Source organism: Clostridioides difficile ATCC 9689 = DSM 1296 (assembly GCF_001077535.1).
GTDB classification, from domain to species: Bacteria; Bacillota; Clostridia; order Peptostreptococcales; family Peptostreptococcaceae; genus Clostridioides; species Clostridioides difficile.
Window position 1 is genome coordinate 3,683,703 of the sequence record NZ_CP011968.1, and the last position, 26,656, is coordinate 3,710,358.

General features: G+C 27.9%; 25 protein-coding genes and 1 riboswitch. Of the genes, 3 read left to right on the forward strand and 22 right to left on the reverse strand.

Going from position 1 to position 26,656, the window contains the following annotated elements; genetic code table 11:
* Positions 1-78: 78 nt before the first annotated feature.
* The 12 genes from CDIF1296T_RS17060 to CDIF1296T_RS17115 all read right to left on the reverse strand — a co-directional run bounded on the left by CDIF1296T_RS17060 (position 79) and on the right by CDIF1296T_RS17115 (position 10,948).
* Positions 79-1,683 carry an NAD(P)/FAD-dependent oxidoreductase gene (locus CDIF1296T_RS17060; protein ID WP_009898461.1) on the reverse strand — a complete coding sequence of 535 codons (1,605 nt, stop codon included), beginning with the start codon at positions 1,681-1,683 and terminating at the stop codon, positions 79-81.
* Between the two features lie 47 nt (positions 1,684-1,730).
* A complete protein-coding gene (locus CDIF1296T_RS17065; RefSeq protein ID WP_003435631.1) occupies positions 1,731-2,048 on the reverse strand; it encodes a hypothetical protein in 318 nt (105 codons plus the stop codon).
* 4 nt (positions 2,049-2,052) lie between these two features.
* Positions 2,053-2,418, reverse strand: coding sequence for a hypothetical protein (locus CDIF1296T_RS17070; protein WP_003417144.1), 366 nt, complete (start codon positions 2,416-2,418; stop codon positions 2,053-2,055).
* A gap of 80 nt (positions 2,419-2,498) precedes the next feature.
* Positions 2,499-3,536, reverse strand: a complete 1,038-nt coding sequence (locus CDIF1296T_RS17075; protein WP_009891764.1) for a YecA family protein — start codon at positions 3,534-3,536, stop codon at positions 2,499-2,501.
* Positions 3,537-3,788: 252 nt separating this feature from the next.
* Entirely contained in the window at positions 3,789-4,373 is a 585-nt protein-coding gene (locus CDIF1296T_RS17080) for a hypothetical protein (RefSeq protein ID WP_003435629.1), read from the reverse strand.
* Positions 4,374-4,387: 14 nt separating this feature from the next.
* Positions 4,388-4,831 (reverse strand): hypothetical protein, encoded by a 444-nt coding sequence (locus CDIF1296T_RS17085; protein ID WP_003435628.1) that lies wholly within the window; start codon positions 4,829-4,831, stop codon positions 4,388-4,390.
* Entirely contained in the window at positions 4,832-5,704 is an 873-nt protein-coding gene (locus tag CDIF1296T_RS17090) for a type IV pilus biogenesis protein PilM (RefSeq protein WP_009893933.1), read from the reverse strand.
* A gap of 52 nt (positions 5,705-5,756) precedes the next feature.
* Entirely contained in the window at positions 5,757-6,116 is a 360-nt protein-coding gene (locus tag CDIF1296T_RS17095; protein WP_009891768.1) for a type II secretion system protein, read from the reverse strand.
* A gap of 53 nt (positions 6,117-6,169) precedes the next feature.
* Positions 6,170-7,255, reverse strand: a complete 1,086-nt coding sequence (locus CDIF1296T_RS17100; RefSeq protein WP_009898464.1) for a type II secretion system F family protein — start codon at positions 7,253-7,255, stop codon at positions 6,170-6,172.
* 170 nt (positions 7,256-7,425) lie between these two features.
* Positions 7,426-8,805, reverse strand: a complete 1,380-nt coding sequence (locus CDIF1296T_RS17105; protein WP_003435622.1) for a GspE/PulE family protein — start codon at positions 8,803-8,805, stop codon at positions 7,426-7,428.
* A complete protein-coding gene (locus CDIF1296T_RS17110; protein ID WP_009898469.1) occupies positions 8,798-9,478 on the reverse strand; it encodes a DUF881 domain-containing protein in 681 nt (226 codons plus the stop codon). Before CDIF1296T_RS17110 ends, CDIF1296T_RS17105 begins: the two co-directional genes overlap by 8 nt.
* 390 nt (positions 9,479-9,868) lie before the next feature.
* Positions 9,869-10,948, reverse strand: a complete 1,080-nt coding sequence (locus tag CDIF1296T_RS17115; RefSeq protein ID WP_003435617.1) for an ATP-binding protein — start codon at positions 10,946-10,948, stop codon at positions 9,869-9,871.
* A 287-nt stretch (positions 10,949-11,235) separates the two neighbouring features.
* Positions 11,236-11,351: riboswitch (FMN riboswitch) on the forward strand.
* A 174-nt stretch (positions 11,352-11,525) separates the two neighbouring features.
* On the opposite strand from CDIF1296T_RS17115, the gene CDIF1296T_RS17120 reads away from it, so the two are divergent.
* Complete coding sequence (locus tag CDIF1296T_RS17120; protein WP_003435615.1) at positions 11,526-12,896, forward strand: MFS transporter; 1,371 nt, start codon at positions 11,526-11,528, stop codon at positions 12,894-12,896.
* A gap of 264 nt (positions 12,897-13,160) precedes the next feature.
* Here the strand turns inward: CDIF1296T_RS17120 and yihA are convergent, their stop codons facing one another.
* Positions 13,161-13,772, reverse strand: coding sequence for a ribosome biogenesis GTP-binding protein YihA/YsxC (gene yihA, locus CDIF1296T_RS17125; protein ID WP_009891775.1), 612 nt, complete (start codon positions 13,770-13,772; stop codon positions 13,161-13,163).
* Positions 13,762-16,125, reverse strand: coding sequence for an endopeptidase La (gene lon / locus CDIF1296T_RS17130; RefSeq protein WP_009898472.1), 2,364 nt, complete (start codon positions 16,123-16,125; stop codon positions 13,762-13,764). Before lon ends, yihA begins: the two co-directional genes overlap by 11 nt.
* A gap of 179 nt (positions 16,126-16,304) precedes the next feature.
* Between lon and CDIF1296T_RS17135 the strand changes: the two genes are divergently transcribed.
* Positions 16,305-16,817, forward strand: coding sequence for a chromate transporter (locus CDIF1296T_RS17135; RefSeq protein ID WP_003417110.1), 513 nt, complete (start codon positions 16,305-16,307; stop codon positions 16,815-16,817).
* Positions 16,805-17,332, forward strand: coding sequence for a chromate transporter (locus CDIF1296T_RS17140; RefSeq protein WP_003427941.1), 528 nt, complete (start codon positions 16,805-16,807; stop codon positions 17,330-17,332). Before CDIF1296T_RS17135 ends, CDIF1296T_RS17140 begins: the two co-directional genes overlap by 13 nt.
* A gap of 70 nt (positions 17,333-17,402) precedes the next feature.
* Here CDIF1296T_RS17140 and clpX read toward each other — a convergent pair whose 3' ends face one another.
* The 8 genes from clpX to CDIF1296T_RS17180 form a co-directional block, all read right to left on the reverse strand.
* Positions 17,403-18,653 carry an ATP-dependent Clp protease ATP-binding subunit ClpX gene (gene clpX / locus CDIF1296T_RS17145; protein WP_003417105.1) on the reverse strand — a complete coding sequence of 417 codons (1,251 nt, stop codon included), beginning with the start codon at positions 18,651-18,653 and terminating at the stop codon, positions 17,403-17,405.
* Between the two features lie 18 nt (positions 18,654-18,671).
* Positions 18,672-19,256, reverse strand: coding sequence for an ATP-dependent Clp endopeptidase proteolytic subunit ClpP (clpP, locus tag CDIF1296T_RS17150; protein ID WP_009898474.1), 585 nt, complete (start codon positions 19,254-19,256; stop codon positions 18,672-18,674).
* A 149-nt stretch (positions 19,257-19,405) separates the two neighbouring features.
* Entirely contained in the window at positions 19,406-20,692 is a 1,287-nt protein-coding gene (tig, locus tag CDIF1296T_RS17155; RefSeq protein WP_009898476.1) for a trigger factor, read from the reverse strand.
* Positions 20,693-20,885: 193 nt separating this feature from the next.
* Complete coding sequence (locus CDIF1296T_RS17160) at positions 20,886-21,356, reverse strand: metallophosphoesterase family protein (protein ID WP_009898478.1); 471 nt, start codon at positions 21,354-21,356, stop codon at positions 20,886-20,888.
* The gene (gene rph / locus CDIF1296T_RS17165; protein WP_009898480.1) at positions 21,356-22,705 is read right to left on the reverse strand and encodes a ribonuclease PH; all 1,350 of its coding nucleotides are present in this window, start codon (positions 22,703-22,705) and stop codon (positions 21,356-21,358) included. The genes CDIF1296T_RS17160 and rph overlap by 1 nt, the downstream gene beginning before the upstream one ends.
* Positions 22,706-22,864: 159 nt before the next feature.
* Positions 22,865-24,889 carry an NAD-dependent DNA ligase LigA gene (gene ligA / locus CDIF1296T_RS17170; RefSeq protein ID WP_009898482.1) on the reverse strand — a complete coding sequence of 675 codons (2,025 nt, stop codon included), beginning with the start codon at positions 24,887-24,889 and terminating at the stop codon, positions 22,865-22,867.
* A gap of 185 nt (positions 24,890-25,074) precedes the next feature.
* On the reverse strand, positions 25,075-26,013 hold the full coding sequence (locus tag CDIF1296T_RS17175; RefSeq protein ID WP_009891785.1) for a phosphoglycerate dehydrogenase: 939 nt from the start codon (positions 26,011-26,013) through the stop codon (positions 25,075-25,077).
* A 101-nt stretch (positions 26,014-26,114) separates the two neighbouring features.
* Positions 26,115-26,537, reverse strand: a complete 423-nt coding sequence (locus CDIF1296T_RS17180; RefSeq protein ID WP_018112711.1) for a DUF3783 domain-containing protein — start codon at positions 26,535-26,537, stop codon at positions 26,115-26,117.
* Between the last annotated feature and the right edge of the window lie 119 nt (positions 26,538-26,656).

The window sequence follows — 26,656 nt, forward strand, 5'->3', positions numbered from 1 at the left end:
AACCTATTGTATTTTATCAAATTATAGGAGTGATAATGTTAAATTCATGTTAAATATTAAAAAATCATTAAGTTTATGTTAAATTTTTGTATTATTGGTGTATTTTTGTATTATTTTTTCTGCACATTTTATACCATCAACTGCTGCTGTAACTATACCACCTGCATATCCAGCACCTTCACCACATGGATATAGATTCTTAATACTCACTGATTCTAAAGTATTTTCATCTCTTACTATTCTTATTGGTGATGATGACCTAGTTTCTACTCCCGTCAAAACAGCATCATACATTGCAAACCCATTCAATTTTTTATCAAGAGATATAAACGCTTCTCTCATAGTCTCTGTTACGAAGCTAGGCAAACATTCACTTAAATTTGTAAGTGTATATCCTGGTCTATATGATGGCTCAACACTTCCTAAATTCAAAGAAGTCTTATTATTTATAAAATCTCCAACAAGCTGAACTGGTGCATTATAATTTTTTCCACCTAATTCAAAAGCTAATTTTTCATACTTCTGCTGGAAATGAACACCTGCTAGTGGATTATCACTCTTAAAATCTTCTGGCGTTACATTTACTAAAAATGCACTATTTGCATTTATTTTATCTCTTGCATGTTCACTCATACCATTTGTAACTATTTCAAAATCATTTGATGCAGATGCTATGACACTACCTCCTGGACACATACAAAAAGTATATGCTGTTCTTCCATTTGAAACATGCTCTATAAGTCTATAATCTGCAGCTCCTAACCTAGGATGATTATAAAAATCCTTGTACTGTGCTTTATTTATTAAATCTTGTGGATGTTCAACTCTAGCTCCTATTGCAAAAGGTTTTTGAACTATTTTTATACCTCTTGAATACAACATTTCATAAGTATCTCTTGCACTATGTCCAACAGCTAATATAATTGTATCTGTATCTATTTTTTCAGTATCATTTATTATTACAGATTGTATAGAATCATTTGATACAACTATATCTGTTACTTTTGAATTAAATCTAACTTGACCACCTAAACTTATTATTTCATTTCTTATATTTTTAACTACATTTTTTAATATATCTGTTCCAACATGTGGCTTATGTGAGTATAATATTTCATCTGGTGCTCCAAACTGAACTAACTCTTCTAATACTTTTCTACATCGTATATCTTTTATTCTAGTTGTAAGTTTACCATCCGAAAAAGTTCCTGCTCCACCTTCTCCAAATTGAACGTTTGAATTATTTTTTAATTTTCTAGTTGTCCAAAAATCACTTATATCTTTGGTTCTACTGTCTACATCAAGACCTCTTTCAAGTATGATTGGTTCATAACCCATTTGAGCTAAAAGCAGACCTGCAAACAAGCCAGCTGGTCCACTACCAATTACCAAAGGATTATTCTTTAATTTTTTATCACCCACAGGTACATTTACGTATCTGATTTCCTTTATTTTTGTTACATCTTTTATTTTTGAGTTAAGTATTTTATTTTCATCTTTAACTTCTACATCTACAGAATAAACAAATTCCATTTTTCCTTTTTTTCTAGCATCTATAGATTCTTTATATATACTATATTTGACTAAGTTTTTTTCTTTTATTTTTAGCTTCTTAAGTATAACATCTTTTAATAAAGATATATCTTTATCAATTCCAAGTTTTACATTAGATACTCTTAACATATTGTTTTCCTCTCTTAGATTGTAATATAAAAAAGCTAGGGTTATTCCTAGCTTTCTACAAATATAACTTCTATATTCTCTTTTACTAGATTTTCTACCCAAATCTCATCTAGCACAAAATTCTTTATTTTGTTTACAACAAGTGTTTTATCTAAATCTTTTTTCAAGTTTTTTACTAAGACCATTGCTTCAACTGATTTATGCAATCTTTCAACATACAGAGAATTAACTTTAATCAATACAACCCTTAATTCACATACATATAACTTTTCACTACCTAAGGTGATTTCATCATCATATTCATATACACTAAATTCATATGTATTTTCATAAGGTGTTATATTTTCTATTCCTATATAGTCCATTTATTTATCCTTTTTTAGTTATAAGACCTCTTATAACCTTCATATTATTAAACACCTTTTCTAAGAAGTTCTCTGCTTCTTCATTGTCTAAAAGGTTTATTTCAAGGTTTTCGTTTTCTACAATACCTTTAGATTTACAGTACTCTTTAGCAATATTTATTAGTTCATTTTTTTTATCCATAGATAAATCAAACTCTTTATAGTCTATTATTATATATTGTTTGGTATCAGGTGATACACCATTATTATATCCTATTTCTATATGATAAATAACTGCATATATTTCTTCTCCGTTGTACACAGGTACAGCTGGGTTAGATTTTATAAAGTTCGTTGATACAGCAATTGCATTTCCTAAACTAAGACTCATTATTAATACCTCTTTCTAAACATTATACATATATTATACTATAGATTCTTTATCTATGACTTAAAGCTTTTTATAATTAATTAAGATATTTTTAAATCCTTGTATCTCTTTCCTAGTGTACTAGAGCTTATATCGTATTTCTTTGATATTTGAACTTGAGTTATAGGTTGTCCTGCTTCTTTTTTAACATAGTATTCAACAGCAGCTGCCCAACCATTTTCAGCTCCTTTTATATTTTCATGATTTTTCTTATATTCATTCCAAAACTCTATACATGCATCTATATTTTCTTTTTCTACATTTTCTTTAAGAGTATCTAGAACTTTACATTCTTCTTCAGCTAATTCATTTTCTGAATTAACTTTTGTATCGTTTTTATCTCTTTCTCTCTTTAAATATTCAGCTATACTTGGGTCTAAAAGCTGTTGTATATACTTGTATAGTATATGTGTATGATAAATTAAGAACGACTTCATATCTTTGTATACATCTTGATATTGATTGAATAGATTCATAATATCCTTTAAAATTATATCTTTAACCTCATTTGATATACTTATAGTTATATCTATCAATATGTTAGTTCCTTCAATATCAACTATTCTAGCTATCATACAACTTCCGATTTTAAAACTTCTCAGAAGTTTTACATCTTCTGTACAAAGTTCATTTCCACTTAAACAGTCCTTTAATACTATTTTTCCAGCAGAAACTTCTTTTACCTCATAAATACTTACGTATGATTCAAACATACTTTTTAATATTGATACTTCTGATTGACTTAGGTTTGCACCATTTTCTTCAAGAAAACCAACTGTCATAACCTTTTTATTTTCCATTATGTGGTCTTGTATTAAATAAGTATTAAAAAATCTTTCAAATTTTTCATTTACACTATCATTTTGCATTATATAAAACATTTCTTTAGCTTTTTCACATTCTTCTTTAAACTTATCCTGTCTTGAATAATCATATAACTTTGAATATAAATCTGTATATTGTTTTTGTGAAAGTTCAGTTTTTCTGCATGCTCTTTCTGAAACAATATCTTTATTTAAACAACATTTCTTGTATTTTTTGCCACTTCCACAAGGGCATAGCTCATTTCTCCCTAACAATATGACTTCCACTCCCTTATTATTAAATTAAAGTACAATTTGTTATTATACCATTTTTTTATTAATCAATCTATAGTATAAGTAAATATTCTATTAAATTCACTTATATTTTGGTACAATATATTAACTTTAATTAGGATTTCGATAAAATCATCAACAATCCCTCTTGTAGAAATGAATTATCGTAAAACTAATTCCTCTATAAAATTTTATTAATTGATAATAGTTTTTTACTTTATCTATTCTTTTTTGTTATATGACTCTAACTGTCATTTTACATTCAACAATATTGTCTTTTTCTTGTTTATATTCATTTGGAATATTTTGAACATCAAAATTATTGACTTTTAATTTATTAATTTCTATCTTTTCAAGTTTATTATTTAGTCTTAACTTCTTCATTACACCTTCAAGTTTCAACACATTTGCAAGTTCTCCATTAACTTTTATTTCTAAATTAACTTGTTTTTTATTGTGATTATCTAAACTACTTTCTTGATTAATATATTCTACATTCACAATATCTCTCAGTTCATTTTCTACTAATAACACTATATCTTTATTTGTTTTTTTATCTAAAAATGAGTTATTAAAATTATTTTTTAATTCTTCATTTTTATTTGATTCAACACTTTCTATATATTTATCATCTATATGCTTATTATCCTTTATTTGATAATTATCTTGATTATTTATTTTATTTATTATATTTTGCTTTTCATTCTTCAAACTAGTTAGGTTTTCTTCCAAATAACTTACTGCTATATCACTTGCCAATATAATAACTAATATTAACAATATTTTAAGTAGATTTTTTTCTCTATTATTTAATCTCAAAAATAATCACCCATCTAACTTTTTATTCTAAATCTATAATATTCTCCATCTCTTACAATACTGTCTATGTAATAATATTTTATGTACTTTATTTTCCTTAAATTGTTTAAAACATCTAAATCACTACACACACCTTCCATCTCTAGCTTATTTTTATCTATTGATATTTTAGTAATACTATTTATTCCAATTGTTTCATATATTTTTTTTATTTCATTAAGTTTTATTTTAGAAAATTTCTCTCTAGTTTTGTCTGTTGTTGGTAAAGTGTTCTTTGATTTATCCACTAGCTTATTTTGACTTATATAATCTTCAAGTTCATTTATAGATTTCACATACATAAATGATTTAAATAAAATACACGTTAAAATTAAGACTATTATTATTTTATAGATTTTATTACATGGTTTAGTTTTTTTAAATCCATTAAGAAAATTTATTGTTTTATCCACTTTCACTTAAATAATCATTCCTATACTATTTATATAATTTATCCTATTGTCTTCTAAATCTGCATCAAAATTATTTTCTACTTTTACTTTATCTTTTAATCTTAATGGATTTACTTCAATAGATTTATCTGTATATTTAAAGTATTCTTCAATAAAACAATTTTCTATACCATAGTAATAAACATACTTAAAATCCCTTAATAATCTTTTTATGAACTCATATGATTTTCCCTCTTTTGATAGCAAGTATGTTTCTCTTATTTTTTTATCTTTTGTTATATTTATAATTAACTGACTTTTTTTACATTCTATAAATACCCCTTCTTCTGAAAAATTCTCTATTAAATTTAAGTTTATAAGCTTTTGTAATATATCAAAATTTATATTTATAGTCTTTGGATTCATATTTAGATTTTCTGAAATGTTCTTAATTAATTGAATAATACTCTTTGGGAAAAGAATTACTTGTATATTCAATTTATCATTTTTAGAATTTATAACTTTATATTTTATTGAATAGTTATTTATGTTTATTGGAATGTATTGTGTTATTTCAAATTCAATCATGCTTAATATGTCTCTTTTTTTCTTAGTATTTAGAACTTCAACATTTCTAATGACTATATCCTGAATTTGAATGTTAAAGTATAAATTTTTATATAATATTTTTGATTTACCAATCTCCTCTTTTACAAATCTAACTACATCTTCTATATATTTAATCTTCTCAATCGAATTACTATCATTTTTTATATCAAAGTTAATCTCTTTTATAATTGATTTATCTATAAAAACTTTTTTATGACTTTTTCTTAAAAATACAAGCCTTATATAATCATCATTTATTTCTAAGTTTAGAATTTTTTTAATTATAGCCATCTCCTTCTTAAATAAAAATAATTTTAAAACTTACAGCAATCAATATAAAATATTATTTTGGATAAAATTGCTTAGAATTTATATTTACGCTTATATCTGTTCCGCTATCATTTATGACAAGTTCGAATTTACCTGATGTACTCTGAGGAACTGGAACAGTATTTAGGTATCCCTTTTCCTTCAATGTCTCTACACTTAGAGAGTCTATTGTCTTTTCATCATCATTAATTGCCATGCTAGCTGCGGTTACTATATTAGCAGCATTCGTATAGTCTGCATTTAATTTGGCACTTTCTTGAACCTTACTATACTTAACTAATGCTATACTAGATATAACGCCTAAAATAGTTACTACTACAATCATTTCAACAAGTGTAAATCCTTTTCGTTTTTTATTTATCAAATTTATCAATTAAATATTCTCTCCTTTTCAAAAGTTTCATCTAATAAAATTTATTTTTCTCTCTAAAAATTAGTAATTGCATCAAACATAGGAACAACCATTGCTAAAATAAAAGTACCAATAATTAATCCCATAAATACAATTAGCATAGGTTCTATAAATTTCATTATTTGCTCTATTTTGTTATTTAATTCATTTTCATAAAATTTATTTATTACATTTAGACTTTTATCTAGTTTCCCACTTTCTTCTCCTGTATTTGCCATTGAAATAAATAATTTTGGAAAAATATTTGCTAAATTCAAAGATTTACCTATGCTATTTCCTTTTTTTATATAATTATTGGAAATCTTTAACCTTTCATAAATAAATTCGTTGTCTACAACACTAGCTGACATGTCTATAGCTTCCACAATTTGTATTCCACTGCTAATTAAAACGGACAATGCCCTTGAAAATCTTGTTGTAGCTACTAACTGATTAATTTTTTTTATAAAAGGTATTTTGAATTTTAACGAATTAATCAATTTTTTTATATTATCATTTGTTATAAAGAAATAAATGTTTCCTATTGAAAACAATATAAAACTAAATATTATATAAGCTAAGTTATTTGTAACCACTATAGATATTCCCATTAAAACTCTAGTTATTAAAGGTGGTTCAATTCCATTGTTGGTAAAAACCACCTGAAAATTAGGTATTACAAATACGAATATAAACAACATTGATAAGATAGATAATATTATAAGTATTATTGGATATATTGAAATAGTTATTATTTTCATTTTTAATTTGTATTCTTTATCATAATAATTAGATAAATCACTCATTATTATATCTAAGTTTCCACTAGTTTCTCCTGCTTTTATCATACTTATAAAGAATTTAGAAAATATACCTGTTATTTGAAATGATTCTGCTATTGAGTTACCTTTTTGAATATGATTTGATACTATACTAAGCAAATTCTTTACTTTTTTACTTGACTGACTCTCAATGATTTCAAATATTTTTGTAATTTCACATCCAGATTCCAGCAATATGCCTATCTCTTTGCAAATTACTCTAATTTCTTTATCACTGATTCTATTTAATACTAAATAAAACTTTTCTAAATTATAAAATATATTTTTAGATAATCTCATGTACTATAATACCTTCCAAATTATATTAATTACAATTAAATAAACTTAATATTTTCTAATTTAATGCATTTAATTTTATTTCACTTAAATATAATTTATACTCAAACATCTTAATTAAAATAGATTAAATAAAGACAACTGACCAAACGAAGTTTAACTATACAATTCAGTTAAATCATTTCATTTACTACTAAACACTCTTCTAATGTCGTTATTTTTTCATTTATTAGTCTTTTACAACTATCTTCAAATGTTATCATTCCATTATTTTGTGCCACATCTTTAATAGTACTAGAATCCTCCATATTTCTTATACATGTCTTTATATCATCATTAATTTCTAAGATTTCATAAATTGCTGTTCTTCCAAAGTATCCTTTATCATTACATTTTTCACACCCTACAGCTACCTTAGTATTTACATCTCCACTAAAATTATCTTTTATCATAATCTCATGGCTACAATGATTGCAGACTTTTCTAACCAACTTTTGAGATATAACACCTATAAGAGAGGCATTTAAAAGATATGGTGGTATTTGCATTTCTAGTAATCTAGCTATGGAAGATACTGCATCATTAGTATGTAAAGTACTTATAACTAAATGACCTGTTATAGCTGCTCTTACTGCTATCTTAGCTGTTTCTGCATCTCTTATTTCTCCGACCATTATTATATCTGGGTCTTGTCTTAATATCGCTCTAAGACCTACATCAAAGCTCAACCCTACTTTTGAATTTACTTGAATCTGACTTATGCCATCCATCTTATACTCTACAGGATTTTCTATAGTCATAATATTTTTATTTATTCCTTTTAAATCATTTAATAAGGAATATACTGTTGTAGTCTTTCCACTACCTGTAGGACCTGTCACTAATAATATTCCTGCTCTTTTATTTATTATACGATTTATAGATTTTATAGCTTCCTCTGAAAAACCAAGTTCTAATTTGTCTTTTAAAAAAGTATCTCTATTAAGTATCCTCAAAACTATTTTTTCACCATAGACAGTTGGTATTGATGAAACTCTAATGTCAATTAAATTTCCACCTAACTTTATATCCACCCTACCATCCTGAGGAAGCCTTTTTTCTGTTATATCCATTGATGCCTTTAATTTTATAACCGTAGACAATGATGGATAGACATCAACTAAAAATTTTGATACTTCCTTTAGTTCTCCATCTACCCTCATTCTCACTATTAAATGTTCTTTAAATGGTTCTATATGTATATCACTTGCGTTTTCTTTTATAGCTTTTTCTAAAAGATTTTCAAATAATTTTTTTGCATAATCCTCATCAAGTTCAAAGCTATTATAATATTTTTCAATCTTTTCACTTATAAGTTCTTTTTTCTCCTTCTTCAATATAATTTCTTTACCTGTAGCTAATCTCAAGTCCTGTAGAGCATAAATATCCTCATCTTCTATTTCTACAACTAAATTATCATCTTGAAACTCAACTGGAAATACATTATATTTTTTTGCAAGTTTTTCTGGTATTAACATTGGCAAACTGCTTTCCTCTAATATAATCTTAATCACCCTTTATATACTTTAATTTATTAGGTATATTCATTTTTTTCATAGAGATATTTTCTTCAGTTTTTATGCTTATTTTCATTGGATAATTGGTTTGTATGCTATCTAAATATTTACTACCTTTATCTACATAATTAGATAGTTTCTCCTTATCTCCAATGCACTTTATTTCATATGGTTGTGCTACAGGAACTCCATTTATATTTATATGGCTTCCTGCAAGTACAACTTCTGAATATTGATTAATTCTTTGACCATTTATTTCTATGTATTTTCCTCCGTTTACTTTTAATTCATTTATAACTTTTACAAGAATCTTATTATAGTCTATACTATTAGCTATATTCCCTGTTTTTTCATCTATAGCATCTATACTTAATATTATCCCACTACCCTTTACATCTGAATATGATAGACTATCTCTAAGTGTTTCTATTTCTGATATTTCTTCAGAATTTTTTTGATTTTGTTTCATTGAATTAATTTCTTTATCTAACTTGTCTTTCTCTTTGGTTAATTCTTTTATAGATTTTCTTGTCATTTTTATTTCTTTTCTTATTGACTTGTCTTTGCTTGTATAAACTGTTTCTTCATTGTTATAATCTCTAAATATGGTTCCAACAAGTATACCTAAAATAGTACTTGCTAGTATTATAAACACATATTGTTTTTTCATACTGTATTGCTCCTTACAAATTTATTTTTATATGATAATTTTCTTTAATTAAATATTAAACATTTACATATGCTTATTATATCAAAGTTATATATTAAAATTCATCTTTAGTATATAATATCATACATTGAACTCCTATCACTAATTTACCAATATCAAGTATGCATTTTTAGATGTTCTTAAAATTATATAAACTTTCAATAAACATTGTTGTGATATTATAAAAAAACATAAATTAGGAACGGAAATAATAATTATGAAAAACAAATAATGACTTTGGAGATTATTAATATCATTTTTTAGCAAAAAAAGTAAAATGGCATAGCCTCAAAGCTACACCAATTTACTAAAAATTATATTATTATTAACATTAATTTTAAACATATACGTTTATAAGTTTTCCTCATATTTTAAAATTCTTTTAATTAACTTATCTCTTAATTTCCCTACTTCATCAAATCTCATATTAGGACTATAGTAACTTTCTATAATATCATGTTTAGACTTGGCTCTCTTAAGATTTAGTACTGCCCAACAAATTAAATCATCTAAAACTTTTTCATCAAATTTAATATCTTCTTCATATTTAAGTAGTTTTTCTCTATTTAAAAACTGATTTAAATCAATTGTATCTTCTTCTTTAAAAGTCGTACTTATAGTTATGCCTATATCTAAATCAGTTAATAGTACAGTTTCAATTTTCTCTGGAATAAGTGGATAATGATAAACTTCTACATTTAAACCTTTTTCAATAGCTTTCTTATATACTTTGTTTAATAATGTAGTTTTCCCAGTTCCTATTTCTCCATCTAAATAATAGACTTTCTTTACATCTTTTAAAATGTTTTCTGTATAATCTAAACACCCTACAGGAGTTATAGCTGAACCAAATAAATGCTTTTCTCTTTTTAGATTTCCTGTGCTTTTAACTCCATCAAATAACCTTTTTATAAATTCTTCTGTGACCAAATTTACTTTTCCATAATCCATACAATCAGAATATTTTTCTTCTATGTCTCTAAAGATTGGTTCTGCTGATTTTAAAAACTTAAATGCTCTTTTAAATGAATTACTAATATCTTTATCATAAACTGATATTTCTTGTTTATTCTTTTCTAATTCTTCTGTATTCCAGTAATCACCTAAATTAATTATCTCATCCAAAGCTCCAGGTAGCTTTGGGTCCATAGTATGTGGGGCAGTTGCATCCATAAGTACCACGCCTAATTTCTTTATAACTAAACCATCCAACGAACTTGGGTCAGAAGGACAATGATATAAATCAATATCATATCCTCTATGCAAAAACTCTTTATAAATTTTTTTCATAAGTGAGGATTTTCCTACTCCAGGTCCACCCTTTAAACAAAAAACTCTTTTTACATTTTCAGGAATTATATAGTCAAAAAAAGAATATGAGCCTTGTGATGTATTTCCACCCGGGAATGCCTTCTTTACCTTTCCTTCCATATTAGCGCCTCCTCATAATTTACAATATCTCTTAATTAAGATATTCATATTATAAGAATTTTATTACAGCTTTCTGATTTTGATAAATTTAAAACTTGCCATCTAATACTAATAACAGGTTAATTTTATCTAATTATTATAGATTCTCATACTGTTCCTTATTCTATCTATAAATACAATTTAAGTGTCCATATTGAAATATTTGTATTGTAATACAGCTGGATATTACTTAAATCCAATTGTTTCCATTATAATTTTATGTTAAAATAATATTACAAAATACATCTGTTTTTCTTCATAAACGGGTGAAATTCCCTATCGGCAGTAAAAGCCCGCGAGCCTTATGGCATAATTTGGTCATATTCCAAAGCCGACAGTAAAATCTGGATGGTAGAAGAAAATAGTATATGAGTACCTTTATGTAATTTTACATGAGTAATCTATACAAATCCTTCAACTACCGTATTTATTCATGAAATTAGACATATTCAAGGTACCTAATATACAGGTGCTTTTTTTGTTGTTTATTTTACAATTATATCGTACTTATAAAATCTATTAAGATTGGAGTGTTATCATGAAACAAAAATGGATAGTATTGATTATCATCTGTATTGGTGTATTTATGTCTACTCTTGATGGAAGTATACTAAATATCGCAAATCCTACAATTGCTGCTGACTTTAAAATTAACATGTCACAAATTCAGTGGGTTGTAACAGCTTATATGCTTGTTGTAACAGCTACTATGTTATTTTTCGGAAAACTTGGCGATAAAGTAGGTTCAAATCGTCTATACACATTAGGATTTTTTATATTTACAATAGGTTCTTTTCTGTGTAGTATGTCAAACAATTTATCAACATTAATTTCTTCAAGAATCTTTCAGGCAGTTGGAGCAAGTATTTTAATGGCTACTGGGCTTGGTATAGTTTCCAATGCATTTCCAGCAAATGAAAAAGGAAAAGCTATAGGAATCACTGGAGCTGTAGTTGGTATAGGAAATATGAGTGGTCCTGTAATTGGAGGTATAATTTTAGAACATTTTGGATGGCCTTCTATTTTTATTATCAATATACCTATTGGTATTATAGCAGTCTTTCTTGGCATTAAATTTCTGCCTAAACCTGTTTTGGATGAACAAAACAAGAGCTTTGATATTCCAGGTCTTCTACTTTTCGCATCTTGCACTACGCTTATATTACTTGCAATGAATGAGAAGGGTAATACAAGATTGTATTTAGGTATAACAGCACTTATAATCTTCTTATTGTTGGCATTAAGAGAAGTAAAATTTGAACAAAGCTTTATTGACCTACCTCTATTTAAAAATAGAAACTTTACTGTAGGCAATATCATTGGAGTAGCTTGTTATTTTCCTCAAATGGCAGTATCTTTTCTACTTCCATTTTATTTAGAACAATTAAAAAATTTATCTCCTATGATGGCTGGTTATGTAATGACTGTACATCCACTTATTATGGTACTTATAGCACCTATTGCAGGTTCACTTTCTGATAAACACGGTGCAAAAAACATTCTAACAGCATCTTTTTCATTTATGACCATCTCACTAGTTGGAATGGCACTTTTAAAAGCAGATTCTCCATTGTATCTTTTAATTGTATGTTTAGTTATTTTTGGACTTGGGCTAGGAGCATTTAGTTCACCAAACAATAGTAGTATTTTAGCAGATGTTCCTCCTCAAAAACAGGGATACGGAGGCAGTTTTCTTGCAACTATTCGTAATTTATCATTTGCTCTTGGAACAGCATTTTTTAGTAGTTTTTTTGCACAAAGTCTTACATACAATCAAAAGTTTAAAAGTCACACATCAGCCTATGTTATAGCTAGCAATCAGTCTTATTGGATTGCAGCATCAGTATGTTTTATAGGGCTTATACTAACTGTTTTCTTTATGAGAAAAACAGATAAATCTATTTCTTAAATGCTATTTATTGCTGACTACATAAGTCAATAATTTTTTAGTTGAACTAATTTATACTAATTTTCCCATACCTTACTAAAATTTATTAGTATTTAGCAAAATTACTGATATTTATTGTTTATAAACAATAAGGATGCCAAAAAAAGTTCATTAAAACTATTTTAAGGCATCCTATATTTTGCTTTAATATTAATATAATTAAAACTAACTATTATTACATTTATTATTCAAACAAATCTTATGTCAATATTTAACATTTTAAATTTAATCTACTGTTATTTCATATCCATGTTGATTGTATTGATTTACAATCTCTTCCCATAATTCTTCAACACCAGTCTTTTTTAGTGAAGAAACAGGAATTACTTTTTCACTACTTTCCATTTGCAATTTTTTTCTTATTATACTTATGTGTTTTTGATATTGTCCTCTAGATATTTTATCTGCCTTAGTTGCAATAACTACACAGTTATATCCAAAGTGCTTTATCCATTCATACATAAGCTTATCATCTGCTGTAGGCTCATGTCTAATATCTACAAGTAGGAATATAGAACATAACTCTTGTCTACTTTCTAGATATCGTTCCATTATACCTCCCCACTTTTCTTTTTCAGACTTAGCTATCTTTGCATATCCATAGCCTGGAAGGTCTACAAAATAAAATTCATTATTTATTAGATAAAAATTTATAGTTCTAGTTTTTCCTGGTGTTTGACTGGTTCTAGCAAAGTTTCTTCTGTTAAGCAATGTATTTATTATTGATGATTTTCCAACATTTGACCTACCAGCCAATGCTATCTCTGGGATTCCTTCTGCTGGATACTGTGATTTATTCACAGCACTCATAGTTATCTCTGAACTTCTAATTTTCATTATTTTCACCACTCTTTAATAAAGCTTGTTCTAATACTTCATCCATATGTTCTACAAGCACAAACTCCATTTTTTCTTTTACATTTTCTGGTATTTCATCTAAATCAGCTTCACATTCTTTAGGAATTAATACTTTTGTTATACCAGCTCTATGAGCTGCTAATAACTTTTCTTTAACTCCTCCTACTGCTAAGACTCTACCTCTTAAAGTTATCTCTCCTGTCATTGCTATATTTCCAGGCACAGGTCTTTTAGTAAGTGCTGAGATTACTGCAAGAGCCATAGTTATACCAGCTGATGGTCCATCTTTTGGAACAGCACCTTCTGGAATGTGTATATGAATATCATTCGTCTTATAAAATTCAGGGTCTATATCAAACTTGTCCACTATTGACCTTATATAAGAGATACCTGTCTTCGCAGATTCCTTCATAACATCTCCTAATTTTCCAGTTAATACAATTTCTCCTTTACCTTTAAGTACGTTTACTTCTACTTCAAGTGTAACTCCACCAACTTCTGTCCATGCAAGACCATTTACTAATCCTATTTGAGGGTTAACTTCTGCAAGTTGATACTTAAACATGTCTTTTCCAAGATATGTCTCTAGGTCAGACTTATTTATAACAACCTCTTCAAGAGTTGGGTCTTCAACGTATTTTTTTGCAACCTTTCTACAAATCTTACCAATAGTTCTTTCTAGTGTTCTTACTCCAGCTTCTCTTGTATAATGGTTGATTATACTTCTTAAAGTTTCATCATCTATTTTTATAAAGCTTTCTTTTAAAGCATGTTCTTTAATCTGTTTTGGAAGTAGGTATTTTTTTGCTATATTTAATTTTTCTTCTTCTATATACCCAGATACTTCTATTACTTCCATTCTATCTAATAATGGTCTTGGTATATTACCTAGACTATTTGCTGTTGTAACAAATAGTATTTTTGATAAATCAAAAGGTATTTCTAAGTAATGGTCCACAAAATCCTTATTTTGCTCTGGGTCTAATACTTCTAGCATTGCTGAAGCTGGGTCACCTTTATAATCTGCTGCCATCTTATCTATCTCATCAAATAAGAATACAGGATTTTTTGTTTGGGCTTCTTTTACCCCATTAATTATTCTTCCTGGAATTGAACCTACATAAGTTCTTCTATGACCTCTTATTTCTGCTTCATCTCTAACTCCACCCAAAGATATTCTTACAAATTTTCTATTTAATGCTCTGGCGATTGATTTTACTATAGATGTCTTTCCTGTTCCTGGAGGACCAACTAGACATATTATAGGACCTTTAAGTGACTTAGCAAGAGTTCTTATAGCTAGATACTCTAGTATTCTCTCCTTAACTTTTTCTAATCCATAATGGTCTTCATCTAATATATCTTTTGCCTTAGTTATATCTAATTTATCTTTTGTCTCTTTATTCCATGGCAATGAGAATATAGTATCTAAATAGTTTCTACTTACAGATACATCTGGAGACATAGAAGATATTTTTGAAAATTTATCTATCTCTTTTTCTATTTTCTCTTTAGTTGTCTTAGGTGCTTTTATTTTTTTAAGCTTTTCTCTATACTCATCTGCTTCAGAGTTTATATCTTCTTCTTCACCTAATTCTTTCTGTATAGCTTTTAATTGTTCTCTAAGATAATATTCTTTTTGAACCTTATTCATCTGTTTTTTTACTCTTAAAGTTATTTTCTTTTCTATTTTTAATATATCTATTTCCTCTAATAATATAGAATAAATAAGTTCAAGTCTTTTTCTAATATCAAATTCTTCTAATATTTCTTGTTTTTGGCTTGATTTTAGATATATGTTTGCAGCTATCGTATCTATAAATCTATCTACATCTTCTATATCAGCTAAAGATATTAATATTTCTGGTGATACCCTATTTCCAATATTTATATACTCTTCAAAGGCATCAAATACATTTCTTACAAATGCTTCAATTTCAACTTCTGTTTCACTATCCAAATTATCACTATCAAATACTATTTCTTCTATTACTGCTCTGAAATACCCATCTTCTTGTTCTATTTTCTTTACTCTACCCCTTGATACACCTTCAACCAAAACACGAACTGTATCTCCTGGTAATTTTATCATTTGCTTAACTTTACAGATTGTTCCCACATGATAAAAATCCTCTTCTCCTGGCTCATCTACCTCTGCTTCTTTCTGAGAAGTTAAAAATATAAGTTCTTCATCCATCATAGCTTGGTCTAAAGCTTTAAGAGATATCTCTCTACCTATATCAAAATTTAATATCATATATGGAAATATAGCTAATCCTCTTAGAGGAATTAATGGTAATTCATGATCTATTTTAGTATAATTTTGTTCCATCAACATTACTCCTTTTCTAGTCTAATTGCTTTGCTTTTAATATTATATATTTGAACAAGTTAATTTTCAACATTAATGATAAATTCTTAGAATACTATCATACTATATTATCTTTTTATTATGATATAATATTAATATTAGTATACTTAGATGTTATTTATCTTTTGGAGGTTTCTATTATGTTGAAATTGTTTTTAACCTTTTTAAAAATTGGTGCGTTTACATTTGGTGGTGGATACGCTATGGTTCCTCTTATACAAGATGAACTTGTAAACAAACAAAAACTTTTAGAGCAGGAAGAATTTATTGATTATTTATCCATAGCTCAAAGTTATCCTGGAGTACTGGCAGTTAATATATCTGTATTATTAGGATATAAACTTTATGGTATACCAGGAGTTCTTATATGTACCTTAGGCTCTGCTTTACCATCATTTTGTATAGTCTTAGTCTTATCGTATCTATACTTTAAAAATTCATCATCTAAAATTTTAGATGGATTTTTTAAAGGAGTTGCGCCTGTTGTAATAGCTCTTATATTGTATTCTTTTACGAGCATGTTCAAGAAACTACCAAAGTCTAAAACTAACATACTACTATTAATTATAGCAGTTTTATCTGTTGGTGTATTCAATATAAGCCCTATTTATTTAATAATTGGAGGAGGTGTATATAGTCTATGTCAGAAATAATACTACTCTTCTTAATATTCCTTAAAATAGGGGCATTTAGTTTTGGTGGCGGTTATGCCATGCTACCATTTATCCAGCAAGAATTTATATCTAAATATCACTTTATAACTAATCAAGAGTTTTTGGATTTACTTGCTATATCACAATCTACACCAGGTCCTGTAGCAATAAATAGTGCTACATTTGTAGGATTTAAGACTGCTGGCTTCTTTGGTTCTCTAGCTGCAACTATTGGTGTTACAATTTTTGCATTAATAGGTCTAACTATTATATCAAAGTTATTTTCTAAATTTAAAAATAATAAAAAGGTAGAAAATTTATTGACAGTTCTTAGACCAATTACTCTAGGATTCATATTATCAGCAGCTTTTTCATCTGCCAAAGAAGTTAATTGGGATTTATATGGAATAATTGCATTTATAGCATCATTTTATCTTTTATATAAAGGAAAAATTGGTTCCATTGCAATTGTATTCGTCTTTGGTATTCTAGGTATATTACTCACATTTTTATAATAATGATACCTATTTTATATTTAGCATATTAACATAAAAAAAGGAGCTTTTAAAGCTCCTTTTCATCATCTTATGCACTTTCCTCTTGATCCTTAAGTACTATGATAGGATTTACTGAGTCTTCGTTCACAGATTTCTCTGTTACTATAACCTTCTTTATATTATCTCTAGATGGTACTTCAAACATAGTTTCCATCATTACGCTTTCAACTATACTTCTAAGTCCTCTAGCTCCTGTATTTCTTTCTATGGCCTTTTTAGCGATTGCACGAAGAGCACCTTCTTCAAATTCTAGCTCAACATCATCTAACTCCAATAACTTTTTATACTGTTTTACTAGAGCATTTTTAGGTTCCTGTAATATCTGCATTAATGCATCTTCATCCAACAACTCTAAAGTAGCTAAAACTGGTATTCTTCCTATAAACTCTGGTATTATACCATATTTTAATAAATCCTCTGGAAGTACTTTTTCATATAGCTTCCCTAAATCTAATTCTTTTTTACTTTCTATTTTAGCTCCAAAACCTAGTGTTTTATCTCCACCACGTTTTTGAATTATCTTCTCTAATCCATCAAAAGCTCCACCTAATATAAATAATACATTAGTAGTATCTATCTTTAAAAATTCTTGATGAGGATGTTTTCTTCCTCCTTGTGGTGGAACATTTGCAACAGTACCTTCTAATATTTTTAGAAGTGCCTGTTGAACACCTTCACCACTAACATCTCTAGTTATAGATGGGTTTTCAGATTTTCTTGCAATCTTATCTATCTCATCTATATATATTATACCTCTTTCAGCTTTTTCTATATCAAAATCAGCAGCTTGAATAAGTTTTAAAAGTATATTTTCAACGTCTTCTCCAACATATCCAGCTTCAGTCAATGATGTAGCATCTGCCATTGCAAAAGGTACATTTAGAGTTCTTGCTAGAGTTTGAGCAAGTAATGTCTTTCCAGAACCTGTAGGTCCTAATAAAAGTATATTACTCTTTTGAATTTCTATATCCTTACTACTAGATTTTTTACTGTATATTCTCTTATAATGATTATAAACCGCAACTGATAAAGCTTTTTTAGCTTTTTCTTGACCTATTACATAATCATTTAGAATCTCCATCATTTCCTTTGGTTTTGGTAAAGATGTAGTATCTTCATCTATAGTATCTTCTATTTCTTCCTGAATAATTTCGTCACAAAGTTCAACACACTCGTCACAAATATATACATTTGGACCTGCAATTAATCTTCTTACTTGATCTTGATTTTTACCGCAGAATGAACACTTTAATTGTCGTTTTTCTTCATATTTAGACATATTAACACCTCTCTCTATCTACGGTCTCTTTGTAAATACTTCATCTATTAAACCATATTCTTTGGCTTCTAGTGCACTCATGAAGTTATCACGTTCAGTATCCATTTTAATTTTTTCTAATGGCTGACCAGTTCTTTCAGAGAATATCTCATTTAGAGTCTCTTTTATTTTTAAAATTCTCTTTGCATGAATTTCTATATCTGTTGCTTGACCTTGAGCTCCACCTAATGGTTGATGTATCATTATTTCACTATTTGGTAGTGCTAGTCTTTTTCCTTTTGCTCCTGCTGCCAACAAGAATGCTCCCATAGAAGCAGCCATACCTATACATATAGTGCTTACATCTGGTTTGATGTATTGCATAGTATCATATATAGCCATTCCAGAAGTTATACTTCCTCCTGGAGAATTTATATATAAATGTATATCTTTGTCTGGGTCTTCAGCTTCTAAAAATAATAGCTGTGCTACTATAAGCCCTGCTGTGGCATCGTTAACTTGATCTCCTAAGAAGATTATTCTGTCTTTTAATAGTCTAGAAAAAATATCATAAGATCTTTCTCCTCTTCCTGTTTGTTCAACAACTACAGGTACTAATGCCATGGTTTTATACCCCCTTTATTCTATATAATTTACAGTAGCTTTTTTTAAGCTACTGTAAATTATTATACGCATTTAACTAAATTATATTTGCACATCATTATATACTAAACATTTCATAACGTCAACTATATTAGTTAGCGTTTATTTTATTAAGCTATTGTTGCATTATCAACTAATAAATCTATTGTTTTTCTTATTTTTATTTGACCTTTTATATCTTCTTTGTCAGCATCTCTTAAAGAAGCTTCTATTTTTTCTACTTCCATATTGTAAGCAGAAGCCATTTTTTCTAACTCAGCCTTAAATTCTTCTTCTGTTGCTTCAATTCCTTCAGCTTTAGTTATTGCTTCTAATACTAAAGAAGACTTAACTAATTTTTTAGCATCTTCTTTTCTCTCTTCTCTTAATTCTTCCATAGTTCTACCAGTCATCTCTAGTAATTGTTGTAATCCAAATCCTTGATATTGTAATTGGTAGTTAAGTTCATTTAACATATTATCTATTTGATGTTGTATCATAACTTCTGGTATTTCTATTTCTGTATTTTCAGCAACTTTTTCTACTACTGAATTTCTAGTTTCTGCATCTGCTCTATTTTTAGCTTCTTCTTCTAAATTAGCTCTTACATCTGCTTTTAATTCATCTAAAGAATCAAATTCACTAGTATCTTTAGCAAATTCATCATCAAGTGCAGATAATTCTTTTACTTTTACATCATTTATTTTTACATTAAATACAACTGGTTTTCCAGCTAAATCTTGTGAGTGATATTCTTCTGGGAAAGTAACATTAACTTCTACTTCTTCACCAGCTTTTTTACCTACTAATTGTTCTTCAAATCCTGGTATAAATGTGTTTGAACCTATAACTAAGTTATAATTTTCACCTTTACCACCATCAAAAGCTACACCATTTTCAAAACCTTCGAAGTCTATTATAGCTGTATCTCCATCTTCTAAAGCTTTGTCTTCTACACTTACTAATCTGGCATTTTTTTCAACCATTTCTTGTAGTTTAGCATCAACATTTTCGTCACTTACAGTATTCTCAACCTTAGCTATTTCTATACCCTTGTAGTTTCCTAATTCAAACTCTGGTTTAACTTCTACATTAAGAACCATAACCAACCCATTGTCTTTACTTATTTCTTCTATATCTAAATCTGGATTGTCTATTGGGTCTATGTCTAATTCCTTGATAGCTTCTGGATAAACTTCTGGGAATAATATTTCTATAGCATCATTGTAGAATATACCTTTTCCGTATTGAGTCTCTATAACAATTCTTGGAGCTTTACCTTTTCTAAATCCAGGTATATTGTATTTATTTCTGCTTTTATTATAAGCCTTATTTACTGCTGCTTCAAATTTATTGTTATCTACTGTTATTTTTAAAGTAACTTTATTACCCTCTTTTTTAATTAGTTCTGCTTTCATCCTTCTAATCCTCCTAGTGATATTTATGTAATACCCGATAACGGTATTATAATTCATTCTATTTATAATTCAACCACTTAATTATATCACATAAGTTTTTTTATTTACAAGTGTTCCATTAATATCGTTGTACTTATTTGATAAAATTTAATTTTTTGAGCGTTTTTTGCCATTTTTTTAGATAAATACACCTTTATATGCGTATTTCTTCAATTTTTATGTCATCTTCTTCTATATTCATAATGACAAAACTTTTATACGATACTCCTCTTGGAAGTGAAGTGCTTCCAGGATTTATGTAAAGTACACCATCTTTAATTTCTCTAAATGGGGTATGGGTATGGCCAAATATAACTATATCAGCATCAACTTCAGTTGCCTTTTTTTCTAACATATTAGTTCCATATTTTACACCATACTTATCTCCATGGCATAAGAATATGGTTTTATTTGCCACTTCAAAGACAACTTCTTCCTCAACAGCATCAAAGTCACAATTACCTTTAACTGCAATAATACCTACATTAGTCATGCTATGAATATATCTTGAATCAGTAAAGTTATCTCCTGCATGAATTATTAGGTCACATTCTTTCAAATATGGTATTGTTTTTTCCATATTTTTAATCATCATATGTGTGTCGCTTACTATGCCTATTTTCATTACTTCACTACCCTTTTTATAAACTCTTGTTTCATAAGTTTTAGTGCGTTTGCTCTATGACTGATTGAATTTTTTATAACACTAGGTATTTCACCAAAAGTCTTATCATATCCTTTTACTATAAATAAGCTATCATATCCAAAACCATTTTTACCTTTTTCTTCAAATCCTATCATTCCTTCACAAATTCCTCTTACTACAAATTCTTTTCCATCAGGAAAAACTACTGCTATTGCAGAGACGAATCTTGCATTTCTTTTGCTCATTGGTACATTTTGCATAGCTTTTAACAGTTTTTTTCTATTTTCTTCATCTGTTGCATGTTCTCCTGCATATCTAGCTGAATAAACACCAGGTTTTTTGCCTAAAGCATCTACTTCTAAGCCAGAATCATCTGATATTGCTATAAGTTTAGTCTTTTTTGCTATTGTTCTAGCTTTTATCAACGCATTATGCTCAAATGTTTTTCCATCTTCTACTATCTCTATACCTGCTAAATCAACATCTTTTAAAGAGTACACTTTATATTCAAAATCTTTTAAGATTTCACCTATTTCTTCTAGCTTATGAGCATTATTAGTAGCAATCACTACTTCATTACCATAATCCATACCCAATATCTCATCTGCTATTTCACCTAAAGCTTCTCTTTGAAGCCTTATTAATTCTTTATTCCCTTTTTCACCTAACTCTAACAATAAATTTAAATCTGCTCTCGAAAAAGGTTTCTCTTCTCCTGTCCCCTGTACTTCTACAAACTCACACTTATCAGTCATTATTATATTCATATCTACCTGTGCTTTAGAATCTTCTTCATAACATAAATCTAGCATGTGTATTCCATTTACAATACCAACACTAATTGCAGATACAAAATTTGTTATTGGCATCTCTTTTATTGTCTTTGCTTTATATAATTTATATATTGCTTCTGCAACTGCTACAAATGCCCCTGTTATAGATGCAGTTCTAGTTCCACCATCTGCCTGAATCACATCACAATCTACCCAAATAGTTCTTTCTCCTAATTTATTCAAGTCTACAACAGACCTTATTGCTCTTCCTATTAACCTCTGTATTTCTTGTGTTCTTCCATCAATTTTTCCCCTAGATGCATCTCTTATCTTTCTTTGTTGTGTTGCTCTTGGTAGCATAGAATATTCAGCATTTATCCATCCAGTACCACTATTTCTTAAAAAAGGAGGAACTTTTTCTTCCACTGATGCAGTGCATATAACCTTTGTCTCTCCCATTTCTATAAGAACAGAACCTTCTGCATACTTTGTATAATCTCTAGTTATCTTTACAGGTCTTATCTGTTCATTACTTCTATCATAACTTCTGGTCATTTTTTATATCCTTTCTCATATTTTTTATTTTTTATAAATTTATTTTTATAATTTTTAATTTTGTCAAATATTAATTATTGTCATTTTTCGTAATCTTATTAGCTTACTGAACTATTCTATCATTAATTATAGTAGTTTTCTACTAAATTAAGCGACTTTTTAACTCTCTAATACAGCTTTTACTTCATCTTTCGATGATAACTTTAATAATTCTAAAAATCTCTCTTCATCTATAACTTTAATTCCTAAATCACTTGCTTTAGTAAGTTTAGAACCAGCTTCTTCACCTGCCAAAACAAATGTTGTCGATTTACTAACACTAGATGTAGCTTTTCCACCTCTTTTTTCTATCATATCTTTTGCATCATTTCTTTTTAATGTAGGAAGTGTACCAGTCAATACGATTTTCATCCCTTCAAATATTTTTTCTACTTTTTCACCTGTATTATCCAATGATTTTGTATTTACTCCTACATTTTTTAACTTGTTTATAACGTTCATATTTTTGTCTTCCTTAAAAAACTCGACAACGCTGTTTGCCATTATACTTCCAAATTCCTCTAATTCTTCTAGTTGCTCACTAGTTGCAGAAATTACTTCATCTAAATCCTTAAAGTTATATGCAAGTATCTTAGCTGCTTTAACTCCTATAAATTTAATACCTAATCCATTTATAAGTCTCCATAAATCATTTTCTTTTGATTTTTCAATTGAATTTATTAAATTGTCAGCAGATTTTTCGCCCATTCTCTCTAGGTCGACTACATCTTCCTTTTTTATATAATATAAATCAGATACATCTTGAATAATTTTTTCATTTAATAGCAGTGTAATTATAGATTCTCCCAATCCATCTATATTCATTGCATCCCTTGACACAAAGTGTATAATTCCCCTTCTTATTTGGGCTGGGCAAGACATATTGATACATTTTACAGCAGCCTCTCCTTCTAATCTTATTGTTGGCTCTGAACAAACTGGACACTTTTCTGGCATTTTAAAATCTATTTCATCTCCAGTACGTTCTTCTTTTATAACTTCTAAAACTTGAGGTATTATGTCCCCTGCTTTTTGAACTAATACTGTATCATTTATTTTTATATCTTTTTCTCTTATATAATCTTCATTGTGAAGTGTAGCTCTACTTACAGTAGTACCTGCAAGTCTGACTGGTTCAAGAATTGCTGAAGGTGTTATTGTACCAGTTCTCCCAACTTCTACTATTATATCTACTATTTTAGTTTTCTTCTTTTCTGCTGGGAATTTATATGCAATTGCCCATCTAGGACTTTTGGCTGTATATCCCATTTCGTCTCTTTGTTTTATATTGTTTACTTTTATTACCATACCATCTATTTCGTAGTCTAAATTACCCCTGTTATCTGTCCAGTATTCAATATGCTCAATAACTTCATCTATACTTTTACAAACTTTATAACTCTGACTTACTGAAAATCCTAGTTTTTCTAAGTACTCTAGTGATTCACTGTGACTTTCTAAATCGTATTCTTCTATATTTTCCATATTAAATACAAATATATCTAATGGTCTCTTTGCTGTTAGTTTTGGGTCTAATTGTCTCAATGAACCAGCTGCAAGATTCCTTGGATTAGCAAATAATGGCTGTTCTTGTTCTTCTTGTTGTTCATTTACTTTTCTAAAATTATCTTTTGATATATATACTTCTCCTCTAACTATTAGTTCTTTTTTATCATTTATCTTAAGAGGTATGCTTTTTACTGTCATTAAGTTTTGAGAAATATCTTCTCCTACAACTCCATCTCCTCTAGTTGCTCCTTTTTCAAACTCTCCATTGTTATAAGTTAGACCTACAGAAAGACCATCTATTTTAAATTCAACAACATATTCAACATTTTCTCCCACATATTCTTGAACTCTCTTATCAAAATCTCTCAAATCTTGCTCTGAAAAAGCATTTGATAAACTCAACATAGGAGTTTTATGTACAATTTGATTGAACTTATCTAATGGCTTACCTCCTACCCTATTTGTTGGAGAATCAATTCTCTTTAGTTCTGGATGTTCTTCTTCTAAAGAAATTAACTCCTTCATTAACTTATCGTATTCATAATCTGATATTTCTGGGCTATCTTGATTATAATACCTTTCATTATGGTAGTTTATTGTCTCTATAAGTTTATTAATTTCATCTTTTATGCTCACTTTTTGCACCTCTTCATATTTTTAAAATTAAATTATTTTGAAATTTCCCTATAATTAATTATCTCCTATTTATATATTTTTTAGTATATCACTTTTTTGGCTTTAAATTTATTACAAAAAAAACTCTTATTAGTATCTTTAATACGACTAATAAGAGTTTTTATTTTTATCAAAATTTTTTATTTTTAATAGCCTCTTGATATGTCTACAACATTATCTACAGGTTTATTCTCCATTATATAGTGTTTCAAATTATTATAAACCATATTAAATGTTCTCTCTTTGTTTTTATCTGACACCCAAGAATTATGAGGAGTTACTATGACATTTTCGCACTCCCACAACTTATTGTCCTTGTTTAAAGGTTCACTTTCAAATACGTCTAATGCTACCCCTCTAAATTTCTCTACACATTCTTCTAAATCTTTCTGATTAACTGTATTTCCTCTACCTACATTTATAAATACAGAACCATCTTTCATAAGTTTAAACATATCTTTGTTTACTATTCCATCTGTACTTTTTGTAGAAGGCATTGCTACAACTACTATATCACATTCTTCAAATACAATATTCATATCCTCAGTAGCAAAACACTTATCAAAGTATTTTTTACTACTTCCATCAGTATTGACACCCCATATTTCTACACCAAAAGCTTTTAATCTTTTTGCTGCTTCTGAAGATATAGTACCTGTTCCTAAAAATCCAACTCTTTGTCCATACAATTCTGATACAGAAAAATCCATCTTCCATTCTTTATTTTGTTGTTGTTTAAAAAATTTTGCACTATTTTTATATATTTCTAAAATATACAATACAATACTTTCACCAATAGGTACACTATATCCGCCTCTATTATTAGCTATCTTAATATTTCTCTTCAATACCTCTTCTTTTGGAAGTTGGTCTATACCTACACTAGTTGTCTGTATATATTGTAAATTTTTCATCTTAGAAATATCTAATCTCTCAAATGGATTGTATGTAACTAGTACATCTGCTGTATTTACATCCTCATTATTTTCAATACTATCTTCAGAGTAATGTATGACATCATAGCCTAATTCTCTTATTTTATCAAATTTTTCTTTTCCATAATTTATTGTAAATAAAACTTTCATCTCAAATCTCCTCCATCTACCCACATTTAAAATTTTATATTCTAAAATATAATATGATACTCAATGTACATTAGTTAAAATTACTATAAGATATCTTAAATTTACTTATGTTCAATTGTTTTTCCTAAAGACATAGCATTACGTTCTTGAACTAAATTTTCTATTAAATTATTCAATGTCCAATCAATAGATGTCTCTGTTACCATAGCTGTAAAAGGTCTATTTATTCTCACTTTTTTTAGCCCTTCTAAAAATGCATTTACTTGTGTGCTTGGAGTGTTATTAAATATTACAGACTTACTCTTAATCCCATTTTCACATTCATTTGATATATTTCCATCTAAAATGTCTCTTATTATATTCTCTCCATTTTTATCACTTAAGATGATATGGTCTCTTATTACAGCAAAGTTACTTACGTTTTTAATTAATGATAATTCTTTTTTATTAAAGTTTACAAGCATAATACACTTCCTGTTGTGTATTTTATCTAGGTTATTATTATTTATTTTTTCAAATGACATTTTATCCATCCTTTCATTTATTTATATACTTTAATTTACCCCATACATTTAAAATAATCAATTTTTATAGTTAATTTTTATATTAATACCCAAATTATATTTAAATAGTTAGGCTATCC